The sequence below is a fragment of the Enterococcus sp. 2201sp1_2201st1_C11_2201SCRN_220225 genome, assembly GCF_040925905.1.
In the GTDB taxonomy this organism is placed as follows: domain Bacteria; phylum Bacillota; class Bacilli; order Lactobacillales; family Enterococcaceae; genus Enterococcus_C; species Enterococcus_C asini_A.
In genome coordinates this window covers 41,782-61,775 of record NZ_JBCOJC010000001.1, presented here as the reverse complement: position 1 = coordinate 61,775, position 19,994 = coordinate 41,782, and the positions used below count along the sequence as shown (strand labels likewise).

General features: G+C 41.1%; 16 protein-coding genes. 1 reads left to right on the top strand and 15 read right to left on the bottom strand.

From position 1 onward, the window contains the following. Window positions 1-28: 28 nt before the first annotated feature. Window positions 29-1,159, bottom strand: a complete 1,131-nt coding sequence (locus tag AB5754_RS00295) for a YbbR-like domain-containing protein (RefSeq protein WP_368252106.1) — start codon at window positions 1,157-1,159, stop codon at window positions 29-31. Then, window positions 1,156-2,046, bottom strand: a complete 891-nt coding sequence (cdaA, locus tag AB5754_RS00290; protein WP_311833573.1) for a diadenylate cyclase CdaA — start codon at window positions 2,044-2,046, stop codon at window positions 1,156-1,158. The genes AB5754_RS00295 and cdaA overlap by 4 nt, the downstream gene beginning before the upstream one ends. A gap of 179 nt (window positions 2,047-2,225) precedes the next feature. On the opposite strand from cdaA, the gene AB5754_RS00285 reads away from it, so the two are divergent. After that, window positions 2,226-2,741 carry a thioredoxin domain-containing protein gene (locus tag AB5754_RS00285; protein ID WP_368252105.1) on the top strand — a complete coding sequence of 172 codons (516 nt, stop codon included), beginning with the start codon at window positions 2,226-2,228 and terminating at the stop codon, window positions 2,739-2,741. 137 nt (window positions 2,742-2,878) lie between these two features. On the opposite strand, the gene whiA is transcribed toward AB5754_RS00285, so the two are convergent. The 13 genes from whiA to hemW form a co-directional block, all read right to left on the bottom strand. Then, window positions 2,879-3,811: a DNA-binding protein WhiA gene (gene whiA, locus AB5754_RS00280; protein WP_311833571.1), complete on the bottom strand. Its 933-nt coding sequence runs from the start codon at window positions 3,809-3,811 to the stop codon at window positions 2,879-2,881. Window positions 3,812-3,841: 30 nt separating this feature from the next. Beyond that, entirely contained in the window at window positions 3,842-4,840 is a 999-nt protein-coding gene (gene yvcK, locus AB5754_RS00275) for a uridine diphosphate-N-acetylglucosamine-binding protein YvcK (protein WP_368259414.1), read from the bottom strand. Further along, complete coding sequence (rapZ, locus tag AB5754_RS00270; RefSeq protein WP_311833569.1) at window positions 4,837-5,721, bottom strand: RNase adapter RapZ; 885 nt, start codon at window positions 5,719-5,721, stop codon at window positions 4,837-4,839. The genes yvcK and rapZ overlap by 4 nt, the downstream gene beginning before the upstream one ends. A 224-nt stretch (window positions 5,722-5,945) precedes the next feature. Then, complete coding sequence (locus AB5754_RS00265; RefSeq protein WP_368252103.1) at window positions 5,946-6,659, bottom strand: amino acid racemase; 714 nt, start codon at window positions 6,657-6,659, stop codon at window positions 5,946-5,948. Between the two features lie 139 nt (window positions 6,660-6,798). Further along, entirely contained in the window at window positions 6,799-9,618 is a 2,820-nt protein-coding gene (gene uvrA / locus AB5754_RS00260; RefSeq protein ID WP_311833567.1) for an excinuclease ABC subunit UvrA, read from the bottom strand. 25 nt (window positions 9,619-9,643) lie between these two features. Beyond that, window positions 9,644-11,635 (bottom strand): excinuclease ABC subunit UvrB, encoded by a 1,992-nt coding sequence (gene uvrB / locus AB5754_RS00255; protein WP_368259413.1) that lies wholly within the window; start codon window positions 11,633-11,635, stop codon window positions 9,644-9,646. A gap of 218 nt (window positions 11,636-11,853) precedes the next feature. Further along, window positions 11,854-12,513, bottom strand: a complete 660-nt coding sequence (locus AB5754_RS00250) for a TVP38/TMEM64 family protein (protein WP_368252101.1) — start codon at window positions 12,511-12,513, stop codon at window positions 11,854-11,856. Window positions 12,514-12,571: 58 nt separating this feature from the next. Continuing rightward, entirely contained in the window at window positions 12,572-13,609 is a 1,038-nt protein-coding gene (locus AB5754_RS00245) for an iron-containing alcohol dehydrogenase (RefSeq protein WP_368259412.1), read from the bottom strand. A 153-nt stretch (window positions 13,610-13,762) separates the two neighbouring features. After that, on the bottom strand, window positions 13,763-14,932 hold the full coding sequence (gene dnaJ, locus AB5754_RS00240; RefSeq protein ID WP_311833563.1) for a molecular chaperone DnaJ: 1,170 nt from the start codon (window positions 14,930-14,932) through the stop codon (window positions 13,763-13,765). Window positions 14,933-15,130: 198 nt separating this feature from the next. Next, entirely contained in the window at window positions 15,131-16,963 is a 1,833-nt protein-coding gene (dnaK, locus tag AB5754_RS00235; protein WP_311833562.1) for a molecular chaperone DnaK, read from the bottom strand. A 57-nt stretch (window positions 16,964-17,020) separates the two neighbouring features. Then, complete coding sequence (grpE, locus tag AB5754_RS00230) at window positions 17,021-17,557, bottom strand: nucleotide exchange factor GrpE (RefSeq protein WP_311833561.1); 537 nt, start codon at window positions 17,555-17,557, stop codon at window positions 17,021-17,023. A gap of 35 nt (window positions 17,558-17,592) precedes the next feature. Next, a complete protein-coding gene (gene hrcA, locus AB5754_RS00225) occupies window positions 17,593-18,636 on the bottom strand; it encodes a heat-inducible transcriptional repressor HrcA (RefSeq protein ID WP_311833560.1) in 1,044 nt (347 codons plus the stop codon). Between the two features lie 161 nt (window positions 18,637-18,797). Further along, window positions 18,798-19,952: a radical SAM family heme chaperone HemW gene (gene hemW / locus AB5754_RS00220; RefSeq protein WP_368259411.1), complete on the bottom strand. Its 1,155-nt coding sequence runs from the start codon at window positions 19,950-19,952 to the stop codon at window positions 18,798-18,800. Between the last annotated feature and the right edge of the window lie 42 nt (window positions 19,953-19,994).

Below are 19,994 nucleotides of genomic sequence, written 5' to 3'. Positions count from 1 at the left end.
CGACTCTCGCCGACTGATGTATTAGTTATTAGTTTTTCGAATTGGTGGTACTCTCTTGTGACGCACTACTTTCTGAAGTAGACGTTGAGCTTACGGCTTCGCTACTTTTCGTAGTAGATGGAGTGGTTTCTTGATTATTGGTAGATTGATTTCCTCTCGTTTGAGAATTGCTACTTGGAGTAGTCGTGCTATTACTTGTAGCCAGTCGCGGTGTAATCGTAACTGAAACTTCTGTTGGTTGTACGGTTAATCCATCATCCACCAGTATCGGTACTTTTTTGGTCGTTGTCCGCGTGATATCCGAAACATCTACTAATACCGGCAACTCAGAAATCTCATCCAGGGCAGATTGCTGGCCAGTGATAATGGCTGTTGTTTCAGCCAAATCTAAGGCCACACTGCTAACATTACTTGCTAGCGTCCCTGTTTGTTGCGGATAAAGCAAGACTTGTTTTTGAGGTGCACTTAAGACTACTTTCACCGTCACCTCAGCTGGATCAGATTCTACACTTAAGGTATTGCCTTCTTTATCCAAGGCTTGAATCCGAACTTTTTCCTCAAGGTTTTCATCGGTAACTTTGGCTGAATCCACCGTTGCCACCAATCGATCAATCTCTTTTAACGTTTGAGCGCCAGTGGTAATGTTTACTTCTTCAGGGCTCACACTGACACTATCTAATGTATACCCCTCTGTCAGATTCGCTGTGGACACGACTGGTTCCACCGACATCTTTTCTGAAGTCTTACTTTCTATTGTCACCGTGATTTTTGCTGGGGTAATCGTGCCACTTACAGCAGAACTCATGTTTTGCAAGCGTAGTTTCACTTCATGAGTACCTTCCCCTAAGCCGGTTAAATCGGCAATCACTTCAAAATTCCGAGTTTCCACATTGGCTTCCGCATTTAGCTGTACTCGATTAATACTGCTTAGCTTCACTGAAACTGTAGGACTATAACCATGAATGTAATATTTCTCGTTATCGTAGTAAGGTTGGACTTTTACGTTGTTTAACGTTTCTTCAAAAGCTTCCGTAGAATTAGTGGAAATCTGAGAAACCAAGCTCCGCCCATTGGCATAGAAGAACAGAATCAACGCAAAAATTAAAGCTGTAAAACCATACAAAACGTTTGTACGGATTCTTATTTTGGGTTTCTTCATTTTTTGCCTCCTTTACCAACGCCTGTGACACCATCAATAAAGGATTGCAAAATACCTTTTTTACTTTCTACTGTATCTGTGACCAGCTCTGCTTGCAACAAGTCCAGAAATTCCGTTTGCGTCAACCCTGGTCGCAATTCATTGTTTAAGGTAATGCTAATATCCCCGGTTTCTTCAGAGACTACAACGGTCAAGGCATCACTGACTTCACTGACACCAACTGCCGCCCGATGCCTTGTTCCAAATTCTTTTGGAATCAACATACTCTCTGATAAAGGTAGATAGGCACAAGCCACAGCAATTTTATCTTGTCGTAAAATAACTGCCCCATCATGAAGGGGTGTATTGGGAATAAAGATATTGATCAACAATTCTCCGGTAATATCCGCATCTAGTGGAATCCCCGTTTCGATGTATTCCTCAAGGCCGGTATTGCGTTCGATGGTAATTAAAGCCCCGATGCGTCGTTTCGACATATACTGCACCGCTTTATCCAAGGCTTTGATCAATTTCTCTTCTTCTCGTTGCTCAGTCTTAGTGGATAAAAACAATGAGCTACGCCCTAAGTGCTCCAGCCCTCGACGAATTTCCGGCTGGAAGATCACAATTGCTGCAATCACCCCATAAGTAATGACTTGATCCATCAACCATGATAAAGTATGCAGACCAATCAATTCCGCTCCTAAGCGTATGGCAATAAATACCGCGACTCCTTTAAATAGTTGAATCGCTTTGGTTCCTCTCACTAACTGAATCAGCTTATAGATTAAGTACCAAACCACCAAAATATCTAGTACATTTACGAGAAAGCTGATTGAAAAGATATCAGTCGTAAAGATCTCTTGCCAGTTTTGGATATTAAAAAAATCGTCTAATTTAAAAGACACAGGCAGACCTCCTTTGCTGCTGACTTCCTTACACAGTATACCATATTGTCCGATTTTTGAAGCAAAATCCTTGTAAAAAACATGAAAACTCCTGATTAAAAGCTTTTCTGCCACCTGAGATAAAAAACTAGCCATCCTTACCATTTTTGCTTACACTAAAGAAAAAAGAAGGTGTTTACATGGATATTACCATCATCAAAGGGGAACTGACAAATCAAGAGACTGGCATTCCCATTGGGCAAAAGAATGCGCCCCACCACTCCCGGGAGTTTTTAAATTTGGCTTGTCCGTACTGTAACAAATGGTTTCTTGCTTCTAGTGATTTATTAAATAAAAAAACAAATTCCGGTCAGTTGCTGCGAACAATCAAATTATTAGATAAAGACAAAGAAAGTTTGCGAAAAGGCAATTTTCTCCATGACTATGTACCAAAAACAGATTCCCAAAAAACAATCGCTGCTATTACCGATATTTTTGTTACTCAAAAAGAATGGCAAGAGTTGTCATTAACGGAATTAAAAGACTTTGCAGAAAATCAATTAGGTCTTTCTCTATCCGCGGATCACGAGATGAAAGAAGCAGTCAAAAAAGAAGCCAACGCTGCCAATATCCAATTTGTCCCTACGATTTGGTTAGACGGCCATCTTTTTGATGAAAGCATTGAACTTGAAACCCTTGAAGAATACTTAGGGTAAAAACTTCTTTCAGTAAAAAGGAACACTCTTTGTTGTCCTGCTCTACTTTTATGAACTACTTTGAGTAAAACCATTACAGACAATCGTAAGCAAAGAGGCATTGAAACAATCCACAAAAGGGTTGTCTCAATGCTTCTTTAGGCTTCTGAACGCAGGCGTTCCGCGTATTCATTAATTTTACGAATCCGGTGATTAATTCCCGATTTTGAAATTGCTCCAGAAGGAATCATCTCTCCTAGTTCTTTTAAGCTAATTTCCGGATGTTCCAAACGTAGCGTGGCGATTTCTTGAAGTTTTTCTGGTAAGGCTTGTAAACCTACATGATTTTCAATAAAACGAATATTATCAATTTGTTTGGAAGCTGCATCAATGGTCTTGTTCATATTGGCGGTTTCGCAATTCACCAGGCGATTAACAGAATTACGCATATCCCGCACAATGCGCACATCTTCAAACTTCAACATGGAGTTTGTCGCGCCAATTAAAGTCAAGAAATCCGCGATTTTCTCGGCTCCTTTTAAATACGCAATATAGCCATTACGGCGTTCTAACGTACGGGCATGGAGATGATAATAATTCAACATATCACAGATGTCTTGATTATGTTCTTCATATAAAGAATAGATTTCTAAATGATAACGACTCGTTTCTGGATTGTTAATGGAACCTGAAGCCATAAAGGCCCCTCGCAAATATGAACGCATCTTTTGTGCATTGCCCATGATTTCATCAGAGACATGGCTGTGAACCATCATCCCTTCCATGATATCCAGTTCCGTTAACACTCGTTTCGTATCTTGTTTCAAGCGCACGATATAGACGTTATTCTTTTTTAACTTCATCTTTCGGCGTACTAAAAGTTCACTGCGGACATCAAAATGGTCTTTTAATAACGTATAAATCCGCCGAGCAATGGCGGCGTTTTCTGTTTGAACATTGAGCACAAACTGATGATTGGTAATACTCAGTGAACCGTTCATCCGCAATAAAGCAGCTAGCTCAGCCTTAGCGTGTTCTCGATGAACTTCTAGTCCCGTTAATTCCTTTTTTACATCAGCGGCAAATGACATGTTCTCGCCCCCTTTCTAAAAGCTGTCTGTTTATGACTTAGCCCCGTATAAAATGGTCAATAACTCTTCTACGACTTTATCACCATCATGAAAGACACCTTTGTCCCGCAATTTCAAAAAATCTGTGGAAACCACGCGACATCCTTCATTTCGTAAACCTTTAAAATCATGTTTCACTTGTACCAAATATTCATCATAAATCTCAAAATCCATATAACCTTCTGGCACTTTTTCTGTATTCACTAAGACCGTGTCGACAAAAGACTCCCCTAAATGTTTATGAAGCACTTGAACGTGATTGGCATCGGTAAAATGCTCTGTTTCTCCTTTTTGGGTCATGATATTACAAATATAGACCGTCTCTGCTGCGGTTTTTCGCACTGCTTCCCCAATTTCAGAAATCATTAAATTTGGCAAAATACTAGTAAACAAGCTTCCCGGTCCCAAAACGATCATATCTGCATCTAAAATTGCATTTACCACTTTGCGAGCAGCCTTTGGTTCTTCGGTATCCATTTGATTGCGCACAAAAACACGGTCGATCGTTTTACGATCAACAGCAATTTTAGACTCACCCACTGCCTCGCTGCCATCTTTAAAGATAGCATGAAGTACTAATGGTGTCTCACTGCTGGGGTACACATGACCATCCACATGTAGCATCTTGCTTAAAAGTTGTACGGCTTCATACGTACTCCCCCGCATTTCAGCAATCGCCGCAATAATTAAATTTCCTAAAGCGTGGTTTGCCAAAAAATTATCCTCTTTTTTAAAACGATACTGGAAAATATCCTCATAAAGTTTCGGCATATCTGACATAGCTACTAGTACATTTCGTAAATCCCCAGGCGGTGCCATGGCAATGGAATCCCGAATCGCACCACTAGAACCGCCATCATCTGCCACCGTGACCACTGCAGTGATGTCCACACTTTCATTTCGCAAACTATTTAAAATTACTGGCAGGCCAGTCCCGCCGCCGATCACCACTACTTTGGGCCGACGAATCCGATAGGTTTTCATCTTCATGAGCGATTCACCGTTTCCTTACGTTTATCTTTGTCACGATGGGTAATATTAACTTTGTAATCTTTTGCTAGGGCTTGACCTACCCGTTCTGTTAAAGCCACCGAGCGATGTTGTCCGCCAGTACAGCCAATAGCGATGGTTAGACTACTTTTCCCTTCGTTTACATACCCCGGCATAATCGTTGTCAAAAGATCAATAAATTTTTCATAAAAGGCTTCGGTTTCTTCAAAGGACATCACGTATTCATAGACTGGCGCATCCATTCCTGTTAATGGACGTAAATCATCAATATAATGAGGATTTGGCAAAAAGCGCACGTCCATTACTATATCTGCATCAATGGGCAAACCGTATTTAAAACCAAAGGAAACCATTTCTACCCGGAAGCCGTGATCTTGAGAAGTTCTAAATTCTTGATTGATCTTCTCACGTAACTGACGTGGCGTCATCGTTGTGGTGTCAATCACAATCGTAGCTTTCGGTTTTAAATCCTCTAAAATTGCCCGCTCCTTACGAATCCCTTCCGTAATTAAGCCATCCATCGCTAAAGGATGGGCCCGTCGAGTTTCTTTGTAGCGAGAAACCAACTCTTCATCCGTCGCATCTAAAAAGAGGACTTGAGTATCAATAAAATGAGTATTTTCAATACTTACAAGCATGGATTGAATCTCTTCAAAAAAAGTACGTGACCGCAAATCAACCACTAAGGCAATTTTAGTAATTTTGTCCGATTCTTTAATTAGCTCCCAAAATTTGGGAATCAAAGAAGGTGGCATATTATCAATACAGAAAAAACCCATATCTTCAAAACTCTGGATGGCGACTGTTTTACCAGCCCCACTCATCCCAGTAATAATCACTAGCTGTAAATTATCTTGCATGGAAATCAAACTCCCTTCACATTACCTATCTTTTCGCTATCCATCATTATAGCATGCCGGGCGTGTCCTTGCTATCTTTTTACTGAAAACTTACATTTCCCTACAAAAACTATCGCCCTGATTTTTTTGCGAAAAACTTGTCATCACGTAGTAGCGAATCTCCTTTATTCCTAGTCTTGTCAAAATATAAAAAAACGCCTTCCTCACTCAGGAAGACGTACTCTTTATTTTATCTTTCGGTCCTCTAATGCACGTTCAATGGTACAATCCACCAAGATTGACTGGGCGTCAACCACGTGATAACCGTGACCTGGCGCATGTTCTTCCATTAAAGAAAGCTCAGTACAGCCTAATACCACACTTTCACATCCCTGTCCTTCAATGGCATCTGCCAAAATTTCATGATACAGAGGTACATTCAGAAAGTCTCGTTCCTTAATATCTCCATAAATCAATTGATTCACCTTATTTTGTAAGGCAGCTGGAGGATTTACCACTTCAAAGCCAGCATTTGTTAATTCTTTTGTATAAACTCCTGCTTTTACACTGCCTTCTGTTCCCAAAAAAGCAACTTTTCCGCCATGTTGCTTACCCGATAAAGCTTTCGCTGCTTCTCTTGGCATATGTAAAATTGGAATTTCAGTAGCTTTTTGTAACTGGTCATAAAAATAATGAGCGGTGTTACAAGTCAAAACAATGAAATTTGGCCCTAATAAATTTTGTTTGGCAATATCATCTAATAAATAAGGCAATGGGTCTGCCGCAGTCTCAGGCTCTAAAATAGCCTGTGTTCGATCGGGTACAGTGGCGTGATTGAACAAGACATAATTCAAATAATCCTGATCCTTATGGGTAATGGTTCGTTGATTTAAAATTCGCACAAAACTTTCTGTGGCCATAGTCCCCATGCCACCCATAATACTAAAAAAGTTCTCCAACTGTACTCCTTCTTTCCCGGATTCAGCCTGCCAGCTAACTTCGCTAGTGCCTCAACCTATTTTCAGTATCTTATCATACACTAGAAAAGGAGCGTAAAGCAAGGCTCCACGCTCCTAGTAAGAAAATCATAGGAAAAATTTAGTTCAAGACTCGTTTCAAATACTGTCCAGTGTAACTTTCTGGTACTTTGGCAATATCTTCAGGAGTTCCAGTAGCCACGATTGTACCACCGCCGTCTCCACCTTCTGGCCCTAAGTCGATTAACCAATCGGCCGTTTTAATCACATCTAAATTGTGTTCAATGACTAAAACCGTATTTCCTGCATCCACTAAACGTTCCAAAACTTGCAGTAAGCGAGCAATATCATCGGTATGCAAGCCTGTAGTTGGTTCATCCAAAATATAAAAACTCTTGCCGTTCGATTTTTTATGCAGCTCACTGGCCAATTTCATCCGTTGAGCTTCCCCACCTGATAAGGTAGTGGCTGGTTGTCCTAACGTGACGTAACCCAAACCTACATCCACGATGGTTTCTAGTTTCCGGTGAATTTTAGGAATGTGTTTAAAGAATTCCACTGCATCTTCTACCGTCATCTCGAGAATTTCAGCAATATTTTTGCCTTTATAGTGCACTTCTAAAGTTTCTGAATTGTAGCGTTTTCCATGACAGACTTCACAAGGAACATAAACATCAGGTAAGAAATGCATCTCGATTTTAATGATACCATCGCCCTTACAAGCTTCACACCGGCCACCTTTGACGTTAAAGCTGAAGCGTCCTTTCTTATAGCCGCGAATCTTTGCTTCATTGGTCTTGGTAAAAAGATCGCGAATGTCATCAAAAACACTGGTATAAGTAGCTGGATTACTACGCGGCGTACGACCAATTGGACTTTGGTCAATGTCAATGATCTTTTCAATTTTTTCATAGCCAGTAATCTTTTTAAATTTCCCAGGCTTATGGGAGTTGCGGTTGATTTTTTGGGCCAATGCTTTCTTTAAAATCTCATTGACCAAAGTAGATTTACCAGAACCGGAAACACCGGTAACTGCAATAAATTTGCCTAATGGAAAATCCACATTGATATCTTTTAAATTATTTTCGGAAGCTTTGGTGATGGTGACTTTGCCGCCATTGCCTTTTCTACGTTCACTTGGCACTGGAATGCTCTTTTTACCAGATAAGTATTGGCCGGTGATGGACTCAGCCACTTCGGCCACTTCTTTAGGCGTTCCGGCAGCTACGATTTCGCCCCCTTGAGCCCCTGCTCCAGGCCCTACATCAATCAAGTAGTCCGCTGCCCGCATAGTATCTTCATCGTGCTCTACCACGATTAAAGTGTTGCCTAAATCCCGCATTTTTCGTAATGAATCCAAGAGACGGTCGTTATCTCGCTGATGCAAGCCAATGGAGGGTTCGTCTAAAATGTACAGTACCCCGGATAAATTGGAACCGATTTGAGTGGCCAGCCGAATCCGCTGAGCTTCTCCTCCAGATAATGTGCCACTGGCGCGACTTAACGTTAAGTATTCCAAGCCGACATTTCGTAAAAAGTTTAAACGATCGTCAATTTCTTTTAAAATCGGTCGGGCAATGGTTTGCTCTTGTTCGGTTAATTTTAGACTTTCAATAAAGTCTAATGATTTATCAATGGCCAACTGGCTCAGCTGTCCAATATTCACTTCATTGATCTGGACGGATAAGGCTTGTGGATTTAAACGATAGCCATGACAAGCTTGACAAGTTAATTCTGTCATATAAAGACGCATTTGTTCCCGGGTAAAATCACTATTGGTTTCATGGAAACGGCGATTAATATTCGTCAGTACCCCTTCAAAAGGCACTTCCACATCCCGCACACCGCCAAAGTCATTTTCATAATGGAAATGAAAGGCTTCTCCATTGGAACCTCGCAAAATAATTTCTCGATGTTCTTCAGGCAAGTCTTCAAAAGGGGTATCCATATCAATTCCAAAACTTTCACAAGCTTGTCGCAATAATTCAGGATAATATTGAGAACTAATGGGATTCCAAGGAGCAATCGCCCCTTCTGCTAAGGTTTTCGTCGCATCAGGAATGACCAAATCCTCATCCACTTCCAATTTAATGCCTAATCCATCACACTCAGGACAAGCACCAAAGGGAGCATTGAAAGAAAAAAGGCGAGGCTCCAATTCTCCTACTGTAAAGCCACAGATAGGACAGGAATAATGTTCACTAAAAAGCATTTCTTCTTGACCGATTACATCCACTACTGCATAGCCTTTAGATAACTGTAACGCTGTTTCAAAGGAGCCAAATAATCTCGAACGTACGCCTTCTTTAACTACAATCCGGTCAATGACAATGCTGATTTCATGTTTACGATTTTTTTCAAGTTCTGGTACTTCAGTGATTTCATAAATTTCACCATCTACGCGCACGCGAACATAGCCTTCTCGTTGAATCATTTCAAAGACTTTTTTGTGCTGACCTTTTTTCTGATAAACAATCGGTGCCAAAATTTGAATTTTGGTGCGTTCTGGTAAAGCCAGCACTGCATCTACCATTTGTTCCGGAGATTGGCTGGTGATTTCAATATGGTCATTAGGACAAATCGGATGCCCCACTCGAGCATACAATAGCCGCAAGTAATCATTGACCTCAGTGACAGTTCCCACTGTGGATCGCGGATTTTTACTAGTGGTTTTCTGGTCAATGGAAATTGCCGGACTCAAGCCATCAATACTATCCACATCTGGTTTATCCATTTGGCCTAAAAATTGGCGGGCATAAGCGGAAAGGCTCTCCACATAACGCCGTTGCCCTTCTGCATAAAGGGTATCAAAAGCCAATGAACTCTTGCCAGAGCCAGATAGTCCCGTTACTACTACCAACTCATCTCTAGGAATCGTTACATCAATATTTTTTAAATTATGGGCTCGTGCCCCACGAATCACAATTTTATCATTTGCCATAATTGGCCTCCTTACAAAACAGCTATTACAAGGCTGCTTTTAGTTCTAAAATCGTATCTCTAAGCGTTGCTGCTGTTTCAAAGTCCAAGGCTTTGGCAGCATCTTTCATCTCTTTTTCCAACTTCAAGATTAACGTTTCGCGATCTTCTTTCGACATATCATCGTAATCGGCTAACGTGTACGTTGCTTCCTCTTCTGCTACTTTCGTAATGGCAATTAAATCGCGAATTTCCTTAATAATCGTCTTCGGTACGATCCCGTGCTCCTGGTTATACTGCTCTTGAATGCTACGGCGACGGGCGGTTTCATCAATGGCTTTTTTCATAGAATCCGTGATTTTGTCCGCATACATAATAACCTTCCCCTCTGCATTTCGAGCAGCTCGACCAATGGTTTGGACTAAGGAACGTTCACTGCGCAAGAAACCTTCTTTATCCGCATCTAATATCGCCACTAAAGAAACTTCCGGCACATCTAGTCCTTCTCGCAAAAGATTAATCCCCACTAAGACGTCGAATTCACCTAAGCGTAAATTACGGATGATTTCCGTTCGTTCTAAGGTTTTGATATCACTGTGCAAATATTTGACTTTAATGCCTAATTCTTTCAAATAATCCGTTAAATCTTCGGACATTTTCTTAGTTAGCGTGGTGACAAAGACTCGCTGATCTTTAGCCGCTCGTTCATTGATTTCACCAACTAAATCATCAATTTGTCCCATAATTGGCCGCACTTCAATCAATGGATCCAACAATCCTGTTGGTCGAATAATCTGTTGGACCACAATATCTGTTTGGGTTTCTTCGTAAGGTCCTGGCGTAGCGGAAACATAGACGATTTGATGGACATGCTCTTCAAATTCTTCCAAGCGCAATGGACGATTGTCCAAAGCAGAAGGCAAGCGAAAACCATAGTCCACTAACATTTGCTTCCGGGCGCGATCCCCATTGTACATCCCTCTAATTTGAGGCATGGTAACGTGGGATTCATCAATTACAATTAAATAATCTTCAGGGAAAAAGTCCAGCAAAGTATACGGTGGTTCTCCCGGATTACGACCATCCATGTGACGGGAATAGTTTTCAATTCCTGAGGTATACCCCATTTCCCGCAACATTTCAATATCATAATTCGTGCGTTGTTCTAAGCGTTGGGCTTCCAATAATTTATTGTCATCCCGCAAAATTTTCAAACGAATATCCAATTCCGCTTGAATACTGGCAATGGCATGTTCCAAATGATTTTCATCGGTAACGAAGTGAGTCGCTGGGAAAATCGAGACATGCTCAGTTTCGCTGATAATTTCGCCCGTTAAGGCATCAACTTCTCGAATTCGATCAATTTCATCCCCAAAAAATTCCACCCGCAATGCCCGCTCATCCCGTGAAGCTGGGAAGATTTCCACTACATCTCCTCGCACTCGAAAGCGTCCCCGTTGAAAATCAATATCGTTTCGCTCAAATTGGACCTCAATCAAGCGCCGAAGTAATTGATCTCGGCTGATTTCCATGCCTACTCGCAATGACACTACTTGTTTTTGATACTCCATGGGAGAACCTAAACCAAAGATACAAGAAACCGAAGCCACTACGATCACATCATTGCGTTCCAATAAGGAGCTGGTAGCTGAGTGGCGTAGTTTGTCGATTTCATCATTAATGCTAGAATCTTTTTCAATATATGTATCCGAAGATGGGACATAGGCTTCTGGCTGGTAATAGTCATAATAACTGACAAAGTATTCCACAGCATTATTCGGGAAAAATTCTTTAAACTCCCCGTACAATTGTCCGGCTAAGGTTTTGTTATGGGCAATAATCAACGTTGGCTTATTTACTTGTTGAATCAAATTAGAAATCGTATAAGTCTTCCCGGTACCTGTCGCCCCCAACAAAACTTGGGCTTTTTCTCCGGCTTGAACTCCTGCTACTAATTCTTTAATGGCTTCTGGTTGATCGCCAGCTGGTTGATACTTGGAAACCAATTCAAACTGGTGATTTGTTTTACGTTCAATCACAGAAATCATCCTCTCTTCTTCCCTAGTGTACCTTCTTTTAGCAAACTTGCCATAAAAAAGGTTTCCTAACTTGCTTATTTTACCATAGCGAACATATTTTCGCTATTTTTTATCACTGGACTAAAGCGAAAGCATAAATCCTTTACTTCTTCTTCAGAATTTTTGACGCATTGGCTACAAAAAAGAAGGGGAATACAAAAATCCCCTTCTGACACTTCTTACTTTTCTATTACTTGCTCGTGCTTTTTCAATAAAATAACTAACAACAAAAGCGCACCTAAAGCCACAACAATTATGATAATTCTAGAAAGATTGCCATTAAACAACGCATCTCCTCCTAGTGCATAAAAAACCGAAGTAGGCAAGACACCCAATAACACAGGAAACAGCACTTCTTTTATTGTGAAAGCTTTTAATGTGGCGGTATAGTTCACTAAAAAAGTCGGGACAATGGGAATCATATAGCCCAGCATTAAACCAATTTTAGGATGCTTCATCTTAGCAATTGCTTGCACCCACGCATTCTTTTTATGCTGTGGATCAATCAATTTGATTTTACGAAAGAGGCTGATTGCTAGCAAGTTTCCTGCTAAACTCCCCGTGCAATTAATCAAACTTCCCCAATAAGGCCCATAACAAACACCAACAAAAATGCAAATCACAGAAGTTGGAATTCCCGGTAAGGCGCACATCACCGTAATGAGTAATAATAAAAGTAAAGCCGCTTCTATCCCATGGGAACGAACTTGTGCCAATAAAAGTTTCTTTGAGACTTTGGGATCAAGCCATAACTTAAGATCTTGATGATATTCGAAATATAAAAAGACCAATATAAAAACCATAACTAGGATACTAAGAAAAATTAGCTTCTTCTTCATCTATTTCGCTCATTTCTGGACCATTTGCCCTTATTACGTCTTCCTTAACTAAATTTCTTTACTCCATGATTCCTGTCAGTGCTTCCATTAACTCATCTTTTGTAATCTTTGGATCAAAGGGATTGCCTTTGTGCTTTGCAGCCAAAATTTCTTCTGCTAAACGTTCTTTTTGACTTTTAGTTAGGAAGACCCCTAGCTGACTCAGCTTTTCCGGCAAGCCCAAGTCTAACATGAAGTCTTGATAAGAAGAACGATCTGTTTGTCTTTCTAAAACTAGTTGCAAAAGCAGGCCTATCCCCACGATTTCTCCATGGCTAGCTGTAACTTGTAAGGAAGGATCTCCTAAAAGAGCATTGTGAAAAGCGTGGGCTATACTTAAGCCCCCATTTTCAAACCCTAATCCACTTAAGAGAATATTCGCCTCAATCACATCTTCAAAAGCCTGGCTGAGAAGGCCTGTTTGTTGATCTTGTAGCGCTTGTTTTCCTTGCTTAAATAATGTATCGCAACACGCTTTTGCCAAGGTTAAAGCAGCAATAGTCGGCTTGCTGTCCTCTTTTTCCCACTTGGCCACCGTGGAAGCTTCGATATAAGTACACAGTCCATCGGCGATTCCTTGAACTAAAAATTTTCCTGGAGCATCAAAGATTACTTGACTGTCCACTAAAACCAAATCTGGATTGAATTGATAATGGTCATAGCCCACAAAATACCCCTGTTCATCATAAATCACAGAAATACTCGAGGTAGGCGCATCAGTTGCGGCAGAAGTTGGCAAAATTGCGCAACGAGCTTGCATCTTATTCGCCAACGTTTTTGCAACATCCATTACCCGACCTCCCCCAAGGCCAATGATCACTTCAAGGCCACTGCTCTTTGTCCACTTCGCTAAATCCAACTCTGCTACTAATAAAACGTGAACTTTCATCCCTAATTGCTCCAGGTCTTGGGCAATTTTGTTACCTACTAACTGCCAAACAAAATCATCGGTTACTAAAAGACCTTCATTCCCCAATTTTTTCACTTCTTGTAATTGAGTAGCAAAGACTCCCGGGCCTTGCACATACTTTTGAGGACTTCTAAAACTTCTAATCATTCACTTCACTCCCTTTCTATCAGCATACCATAAACCGTCAGCAGAACTTGTTAAACTAGTTGCTTCTCTTTAGAATTTTCCCATTGCCATCAGCACGTAACACAAAAAGGAAAGTCAACCAATCAAAATTGGCAACTTTCCTTTTCTCATTGTTTATTTCTTTTTAAAAGCATCTTTCATCTTGTCAAAGAAGCCTTCGCCGCCTTCAGCCTCATTAATCTTATTGCCACTAACTTCAGCAAATTGACGTAATGCAGCTTTTTGTTCCTCACTCAAGTTCCGTGGAGTCATGACTTTCACCCGGACGGTTTGGTCACCATTGCCGCTACCCCGAAGTTTTGGTGCTCCTTTGCCTCGTAAGCGGAAATTGGTACCAGTCTGGGTTCCAGCTGGGATTTTCAACTTCACATCTCCATGGACGGTAGGTACATTGATTTCATCGCCTAATGCTGCTTGGACAAAATTCAATGGTTGCTCATAGTAAATTTCTGCTCCTTCTCGATTGAAGATATCACTTTCTTCAACGCGGAAGACTACGTACAAGTCACCATATGGTCCACCATTCGTTCCTGCTTCTCCTTGGCCTTGAAGACGCATTTGTTGACCATCTTCCACACCTGCAGGCACATTGACTTTTAATTCGTGGGCTTTCTTTTCATGACCAGAACCACCACAGGTTGGGCATGGGTCTTTGATTTCTTTACCAGTACCGTGACAAACATCACAGGTTTGACGGCTCATTACTCGACCAAGAGGAGTTTGACGTTCCACGTTAATCGTACCAGAACCACCACATTTATGACAGGTTACAGGTTGCGTGCCTGGCTTAGCACCATTTCCGTGACAAGTGTGGCATTCTTCTTCCCGATTATAACGAATCGTCTTTTCTAAGCCGAAGATTGCTTCTTCAAACTTCAACTTGATGGAATACTGCAAATCCGCTCCTTGACGAGGGGCATTAGGATTGGCCCCGCGAGAGGAACCCCCACCACCAAAGAATGTATCAAAGATGTCTTCAAAGCCACCGAAACCTCCGCCAGAAAAACCACCAAAATCACTGTAGCCACCGCCAAAACCTCCGCCGCCACCAAAGTTTGGATTGGTACCTGCGTGACCGTATTGATCATAAGCTGCTCGTTTTTGCGCATCACTTAAGACTTCATAGGCTTCAGAAATTTCTTTAAACTTTTCTTCTGCATCTGGTTCTTTGTTAATATCAGGATGGTATTTTTTGGAAAGCTTGCGGTATGCCTTTTTTATTTCATCATCAGTTGCCCCTTTTGCTACGCCCAGGACTTCATAGTAATCTCGTTTCTCTGCCATTGGCTTTCCTCCTACTTCAAAAAGCTAACTAAACCCAGTTAGACCATTATGCTTTGGCTATTTTACCATATCTTATGAATAAGCAGTAGCATCTTTCGAAAAATGCTAAAGAAAATGGTGCTAATTGGGAAAAAACAGCCAAAGTTAATCACTTTGGCTGTCCGTGGCCTAAGCCATATTTTATCGCTTCTTTAAAACTTATTTGTCGTCGACTTCTTCAAAATCAGCATCGACTACATCATCAGCCCCGCCTTGTGCTTGTTGTTCTGCTTCAGGATTTTCTTGAGCTTGTTGTTGAGCTGCTTGTTCATAAAGTTTCACCGTTAAGTTTTGAACAATTTCATTCAAAGCATCCCGTTTAGTCTTCATTTCTTCCAAGTTGTTGGCTTCAACAGCAGCTTTCAATTCGTCCCGAGCATCTTCAGCTTTCTTCACTTCATCAGCATCCACTTTGCCTTCTAATTCTTTCAAGGTTTTGTCAACAGTGAATAACAAAGCATCAACATCGTTACGTAGATCCGCTTCTTCTTTCCGTTGTTTATCGGCATCCGCATTGGCTTCTGCATCTTTTACCATGCGTTCGATTTCATCGTCAGAAAGGCCTGAAGAAGATTTAATGGTAATCTTTTGTTCTTTTTGAGTACCTAAATCTTTAGCTGAAACATTTACAATCCCGTTTTTATCAATATCGAAGGTAACTTCGATTTGAGGAATCCCCCGAGGAGCTGGTGGAATATCCGTTAGTTGGAAGCGACCAAGTGTTTTGTTGTCCGCAGCCATTGGACGTTCCCCTTGTAATACGTGAATATCTACAGCTGGTTGATTATCTGCCGCAGTAGAAAATACTTGAGATTTAGAAGTTGGAATTGTTGTGTTACGGTCGATTAATTTGGTGAAGACCGCACCCATAGTTTCAATCCCTAGTGACAATGGGGTTACATCAAGTAAGACCACATCTTTCACATCACCCGTGATAACCCCACCTTGGATTGCAGCACCCATGGCCACAACTTCATCAGGGTTTACGGATTTGTTTGGTTCTTTATTTGTTTCTTTGCGGACAGCTTCCACAACTGATGGAATCCGTGTAGAACCACCGACTAAGATTACTTCGTCGATTTCAGATTGATTCAAGCCAGCATCTTTCAATGCTTGACGTACTGGAATTTTAGTCCGTTCAACTAAGTCAGCAGTTAATTCATCAAATTTCGCACGAGTCAATGTCATTTCCAAGTGCAATGGTCCTGCTTCACCAGCTGTGATAAATGGTAAGCTAATTTGAGTGCTGGTTACGCCAGACAAGTCTTTTTTCGCTTTTTCAGCAGCGTCTTTCAAACGTTGCAATGCCATTTTATCGTTGGACAAGTCAATGCCATTGTCTTTTTTAAATTCAGCTACCATGTAGTCGATGATCTTGTTATCAAAGTCATCCCCACCTAGGTGGTTATCACCAGCAGTTGATAATACATCGAAGACACCGTCCCCTAATTCAAGGATGGAAACGTCGAAAGTACCACCACCAAGGTCAAAGACTAAGATTTTTTCGTCTTTATCTGTTTTGTCCATACCATAAGCCAAAGCTGCGGCAGTTGGTTCATTGACAATCCGTTCAACTTCTAAGCCCGCGATTTTACCCGCATCTTTTGTTGCTTGACGTTGGGCATCGTTAAAGTAAGCAGGTACTGTGATAACAGCTTTGTCAACCGGTTCTCCTAGGTAATCTTCAGCAAAACCTTTTAAGTATTGTAAGATCATAGCAGAGATTTCTTGTGGTGTGTAAGATTTGCCTTCCACATCCACCTTGTAGCCAGCTTCACCCATGTGACGTTTGATAGAAGCTACTGTATTAGGGTTGGTTACTGCTTGGCGCTTTGCAACTTCCCCTACTTGAATTTCACCATTTTTAAAAGAAACAACGGAAGGCGTAGTGCGGTTACCTTCTGGGTTGGCGATGATTTTTGCTTCGCCACCTTCTAAGACTGCTACTGCAGAGTTGGTTGTTCCGAGGTCGATACCGATAATTTTGCTCATAATAAAACGCTCCTTTAAATTTAAATGTAAAGTAATTTCATTACTTGAAACTGCTACTTATTGTGCCACGATTACCATGGCTGGCCGCAAAATACGGTCATGAAGACGATAGCCTTTTTGGAAGACTTCCACAATGGTATCGGCAGGTTGTTCTTCAGTTGCCGGAATAACTTGCACACCATGGTGAAGGTTTGGATCATAGACATCCCCTTTAGCTGCAGGAATTTCTTCGACTCCTTCTTCTTTTAAAGCGACTAATAAACTTTCTAAAACCATTTCCACGCCTTTTTTCAAGCTTGCTCCTTGTTCATCTTGAACTTCTGTTTGCAATGCTCGTTCCAAGTTATCAATGGAAGGCAGAAGTTTTTTGGCTAAATCTTGAGAACGATATTTTTGTAATTGCTCCCGTTCGTTGCGATTGCGGTTGGTAATATTGGCAATCTCTGCCCGGGCCCGTAAAAATTGATCTTCAAAGCCGTCTCGTTCAGCAGTTAATTTTTCCACTTCTGAGATTTCTTCTGTCGCATTTTCGGCTGCGTCTTCTAAATCTTTTAATTCTTCCACTTCTTCTGTGAACTCATCTTTTTCAGACACGTCTTAACTTCCCTTCTTTATCAATCATTTTATAGCTAGTCGTTGGAATCATCCAAAGACTTGTAATAATCGGCGACTTTTCCCGCTAATTCATGGCGAAAGGCGTCGACTAGACCGAACAGACGGGAATACTGCATATTCGTTGGTCCCAATAACGCGATGGTCCCTGTCCCATGTCCATCAATCTCATAGGATGCTTGGATTAAGCTCATATTGGCAAAGAGCTCATTGCCCAATTCATCTCCAATACGGATTTGAATACCTTGATCCAAGGGAACTAAGAGTTGAGTCAGTTCTTCTGGATCCTTCATTAACGTGTACATCAATTTAAACTGGCTTACGTCTTGAGTAGGTTCAAAGTCCACAAAATTCATGCGGCCCCCTACAAAAACCTTCTCTTCAAAAGCTCGGCCTAACATGGTATCCAGTAAAGTCAAAATGCCATCAGGCGTTAAAAAGTACTTTTGTAAAAACAAAGGCATTTCCGTATGCAGTTTTTGATAAACAATCGTTAATGGCTCGCCTACTAGTTTGTCATTGATGATTCGTACCACTTTTTCTAAATCTGAGCCAGAAACTGTGGGTGGAATTTCAAAAACTTGACTTTCCACATTTTCCTTGTCCGTCACCAGAATGGCAACTACTTGACGATTGTTTAAAGGAACGATTCGAAAACCAGTCAGACGTCTGTCTTTCACATCCGGTCCCAGAGACAATGCGGTATAACTCGTCAAATTGGAAAGAATGTCCACCGATTGTTTCATGATCTCATTGATTTCATGAAACTCACCTTGAAAAGAACGGCGGATGGTTTGAATCTCTTTCTTATTGACCCGGCTTGGTTGCAAAAGATGATCGACATAGTAACGATATCCTAATAATGAAGGGACTCGTCCCGAAGAAGAATGAGTCTTTTGCAAAAGTCCATAATCTTCTAGGACTTTCATTTCATTCCGAATTGTGGCGGAACTGACATCGATTCCTTCTTCCATCAATTTCTTTGAACCCACCGGTAATCCAGTCTGGGTAAAGTTCTGGATGATGAGACGTAGAATACTTTGTTGCCTTGCTGTCAACATTTCATTCACCCCTTGTTAGCACTCCTTATCGTTAAGTGCTAACACGATTATAAATATATCATATTCCCTCTATATGTCAAGGATTATCCTTCTATTTTTAGCACTTGTTTAACGAGAGTGCTAATTTTCTTAAGACATCTTAAACAATAAAAGAAGACTACCTATTCGGCGTCTTCTTCCAATAAAAAGCGTTCAAATATTTCATTGCCAATGGCTAGTCCCGTTTTGGATAAACGCAGACGTTCGCCGATTTGTTCCAACCAACCTTTGTTAAGCAATTCTTCCACCACTGAACCGTAGACTTCTGCTAATGAAATTCCAAATTTTTCTGCAAAATGTCTTTGGGAAACCCCTTCTCTTAAGCGCAAGCCTAAAAACATTTCTTCTTCCATCTGGTTGTTTTGTGTTAGCGTTTCTCGTTCATAAACCGGCAGCTGATTGTGACGCAAAGGTTCTAAGTAATGTTGAATCGGACCAAAGTTTTTGTAGCGTTCTTTTCCTAAATAACCGCTCGCTCCCGCTCCAAAACCAAAATAGTGTTCGTTATGCCAGTAAATTTTATTGTGTTTGGACTCTTTCCCAGATTTAGCAAAATTACTGATTTCGTATTGATGAAGCCCGCCTGTTTCCATGGCTTTAATAGTTTCTTCAAACATCAATGCTTCTTCTTCTTGATCCGGTAAAGTTAGCTTTCCTTGGCGTACCCAATTCATAAACATGGTTTTATTTTCCAAAATCAAGGAATACAGAGAATAATGAGGCAAATCCAGTTCCAAAGCCCGTTTTAAGGTATCGCAAAAACTAGCCAAACTTTGGCCCGGCAACGCGTATATCAAATCAATGGATACATTATCAAAACCTGTTTGTTCCAATAATTTCATAGAATCATAGACATCTGCTGCGGTATGTCTACGGCCTATTTTCTTTAATAATTTATCATCAAAGGTCTGTACTCCCATGGATAAACGATCAATGCCATGATCTTTCATGACTTGCAACTTTTCTTTCGTCAAATCTCCCGGATTCGCTTCAATGGTAAACTCTTCCACTGTCTCCATCGGAAAAAGCTGATTAATCCCACCTAGTAAGAAATCCAACTGTTTCTCCGTTAAAACAGTAGGCGTGCCCCCACCGATATAAAGAGTTGGCGCAGCAGTAATGGGTTGAAGTGCTAAAGATAGCTCCATTTCTCGTAATAGCATTTCGATATAGTCGTCCACCGGTTGCCCCTCTAGGTAGACCTTATTGAAATCGCAATAGTAGCACAGATGGCGGCAAAAAGGGATGTGGATGTAGGCGGAAGTGGATTGTGTCATAATAGACCTCTTTCTAAGATTAGTGTCATGGGGTATTCTAAC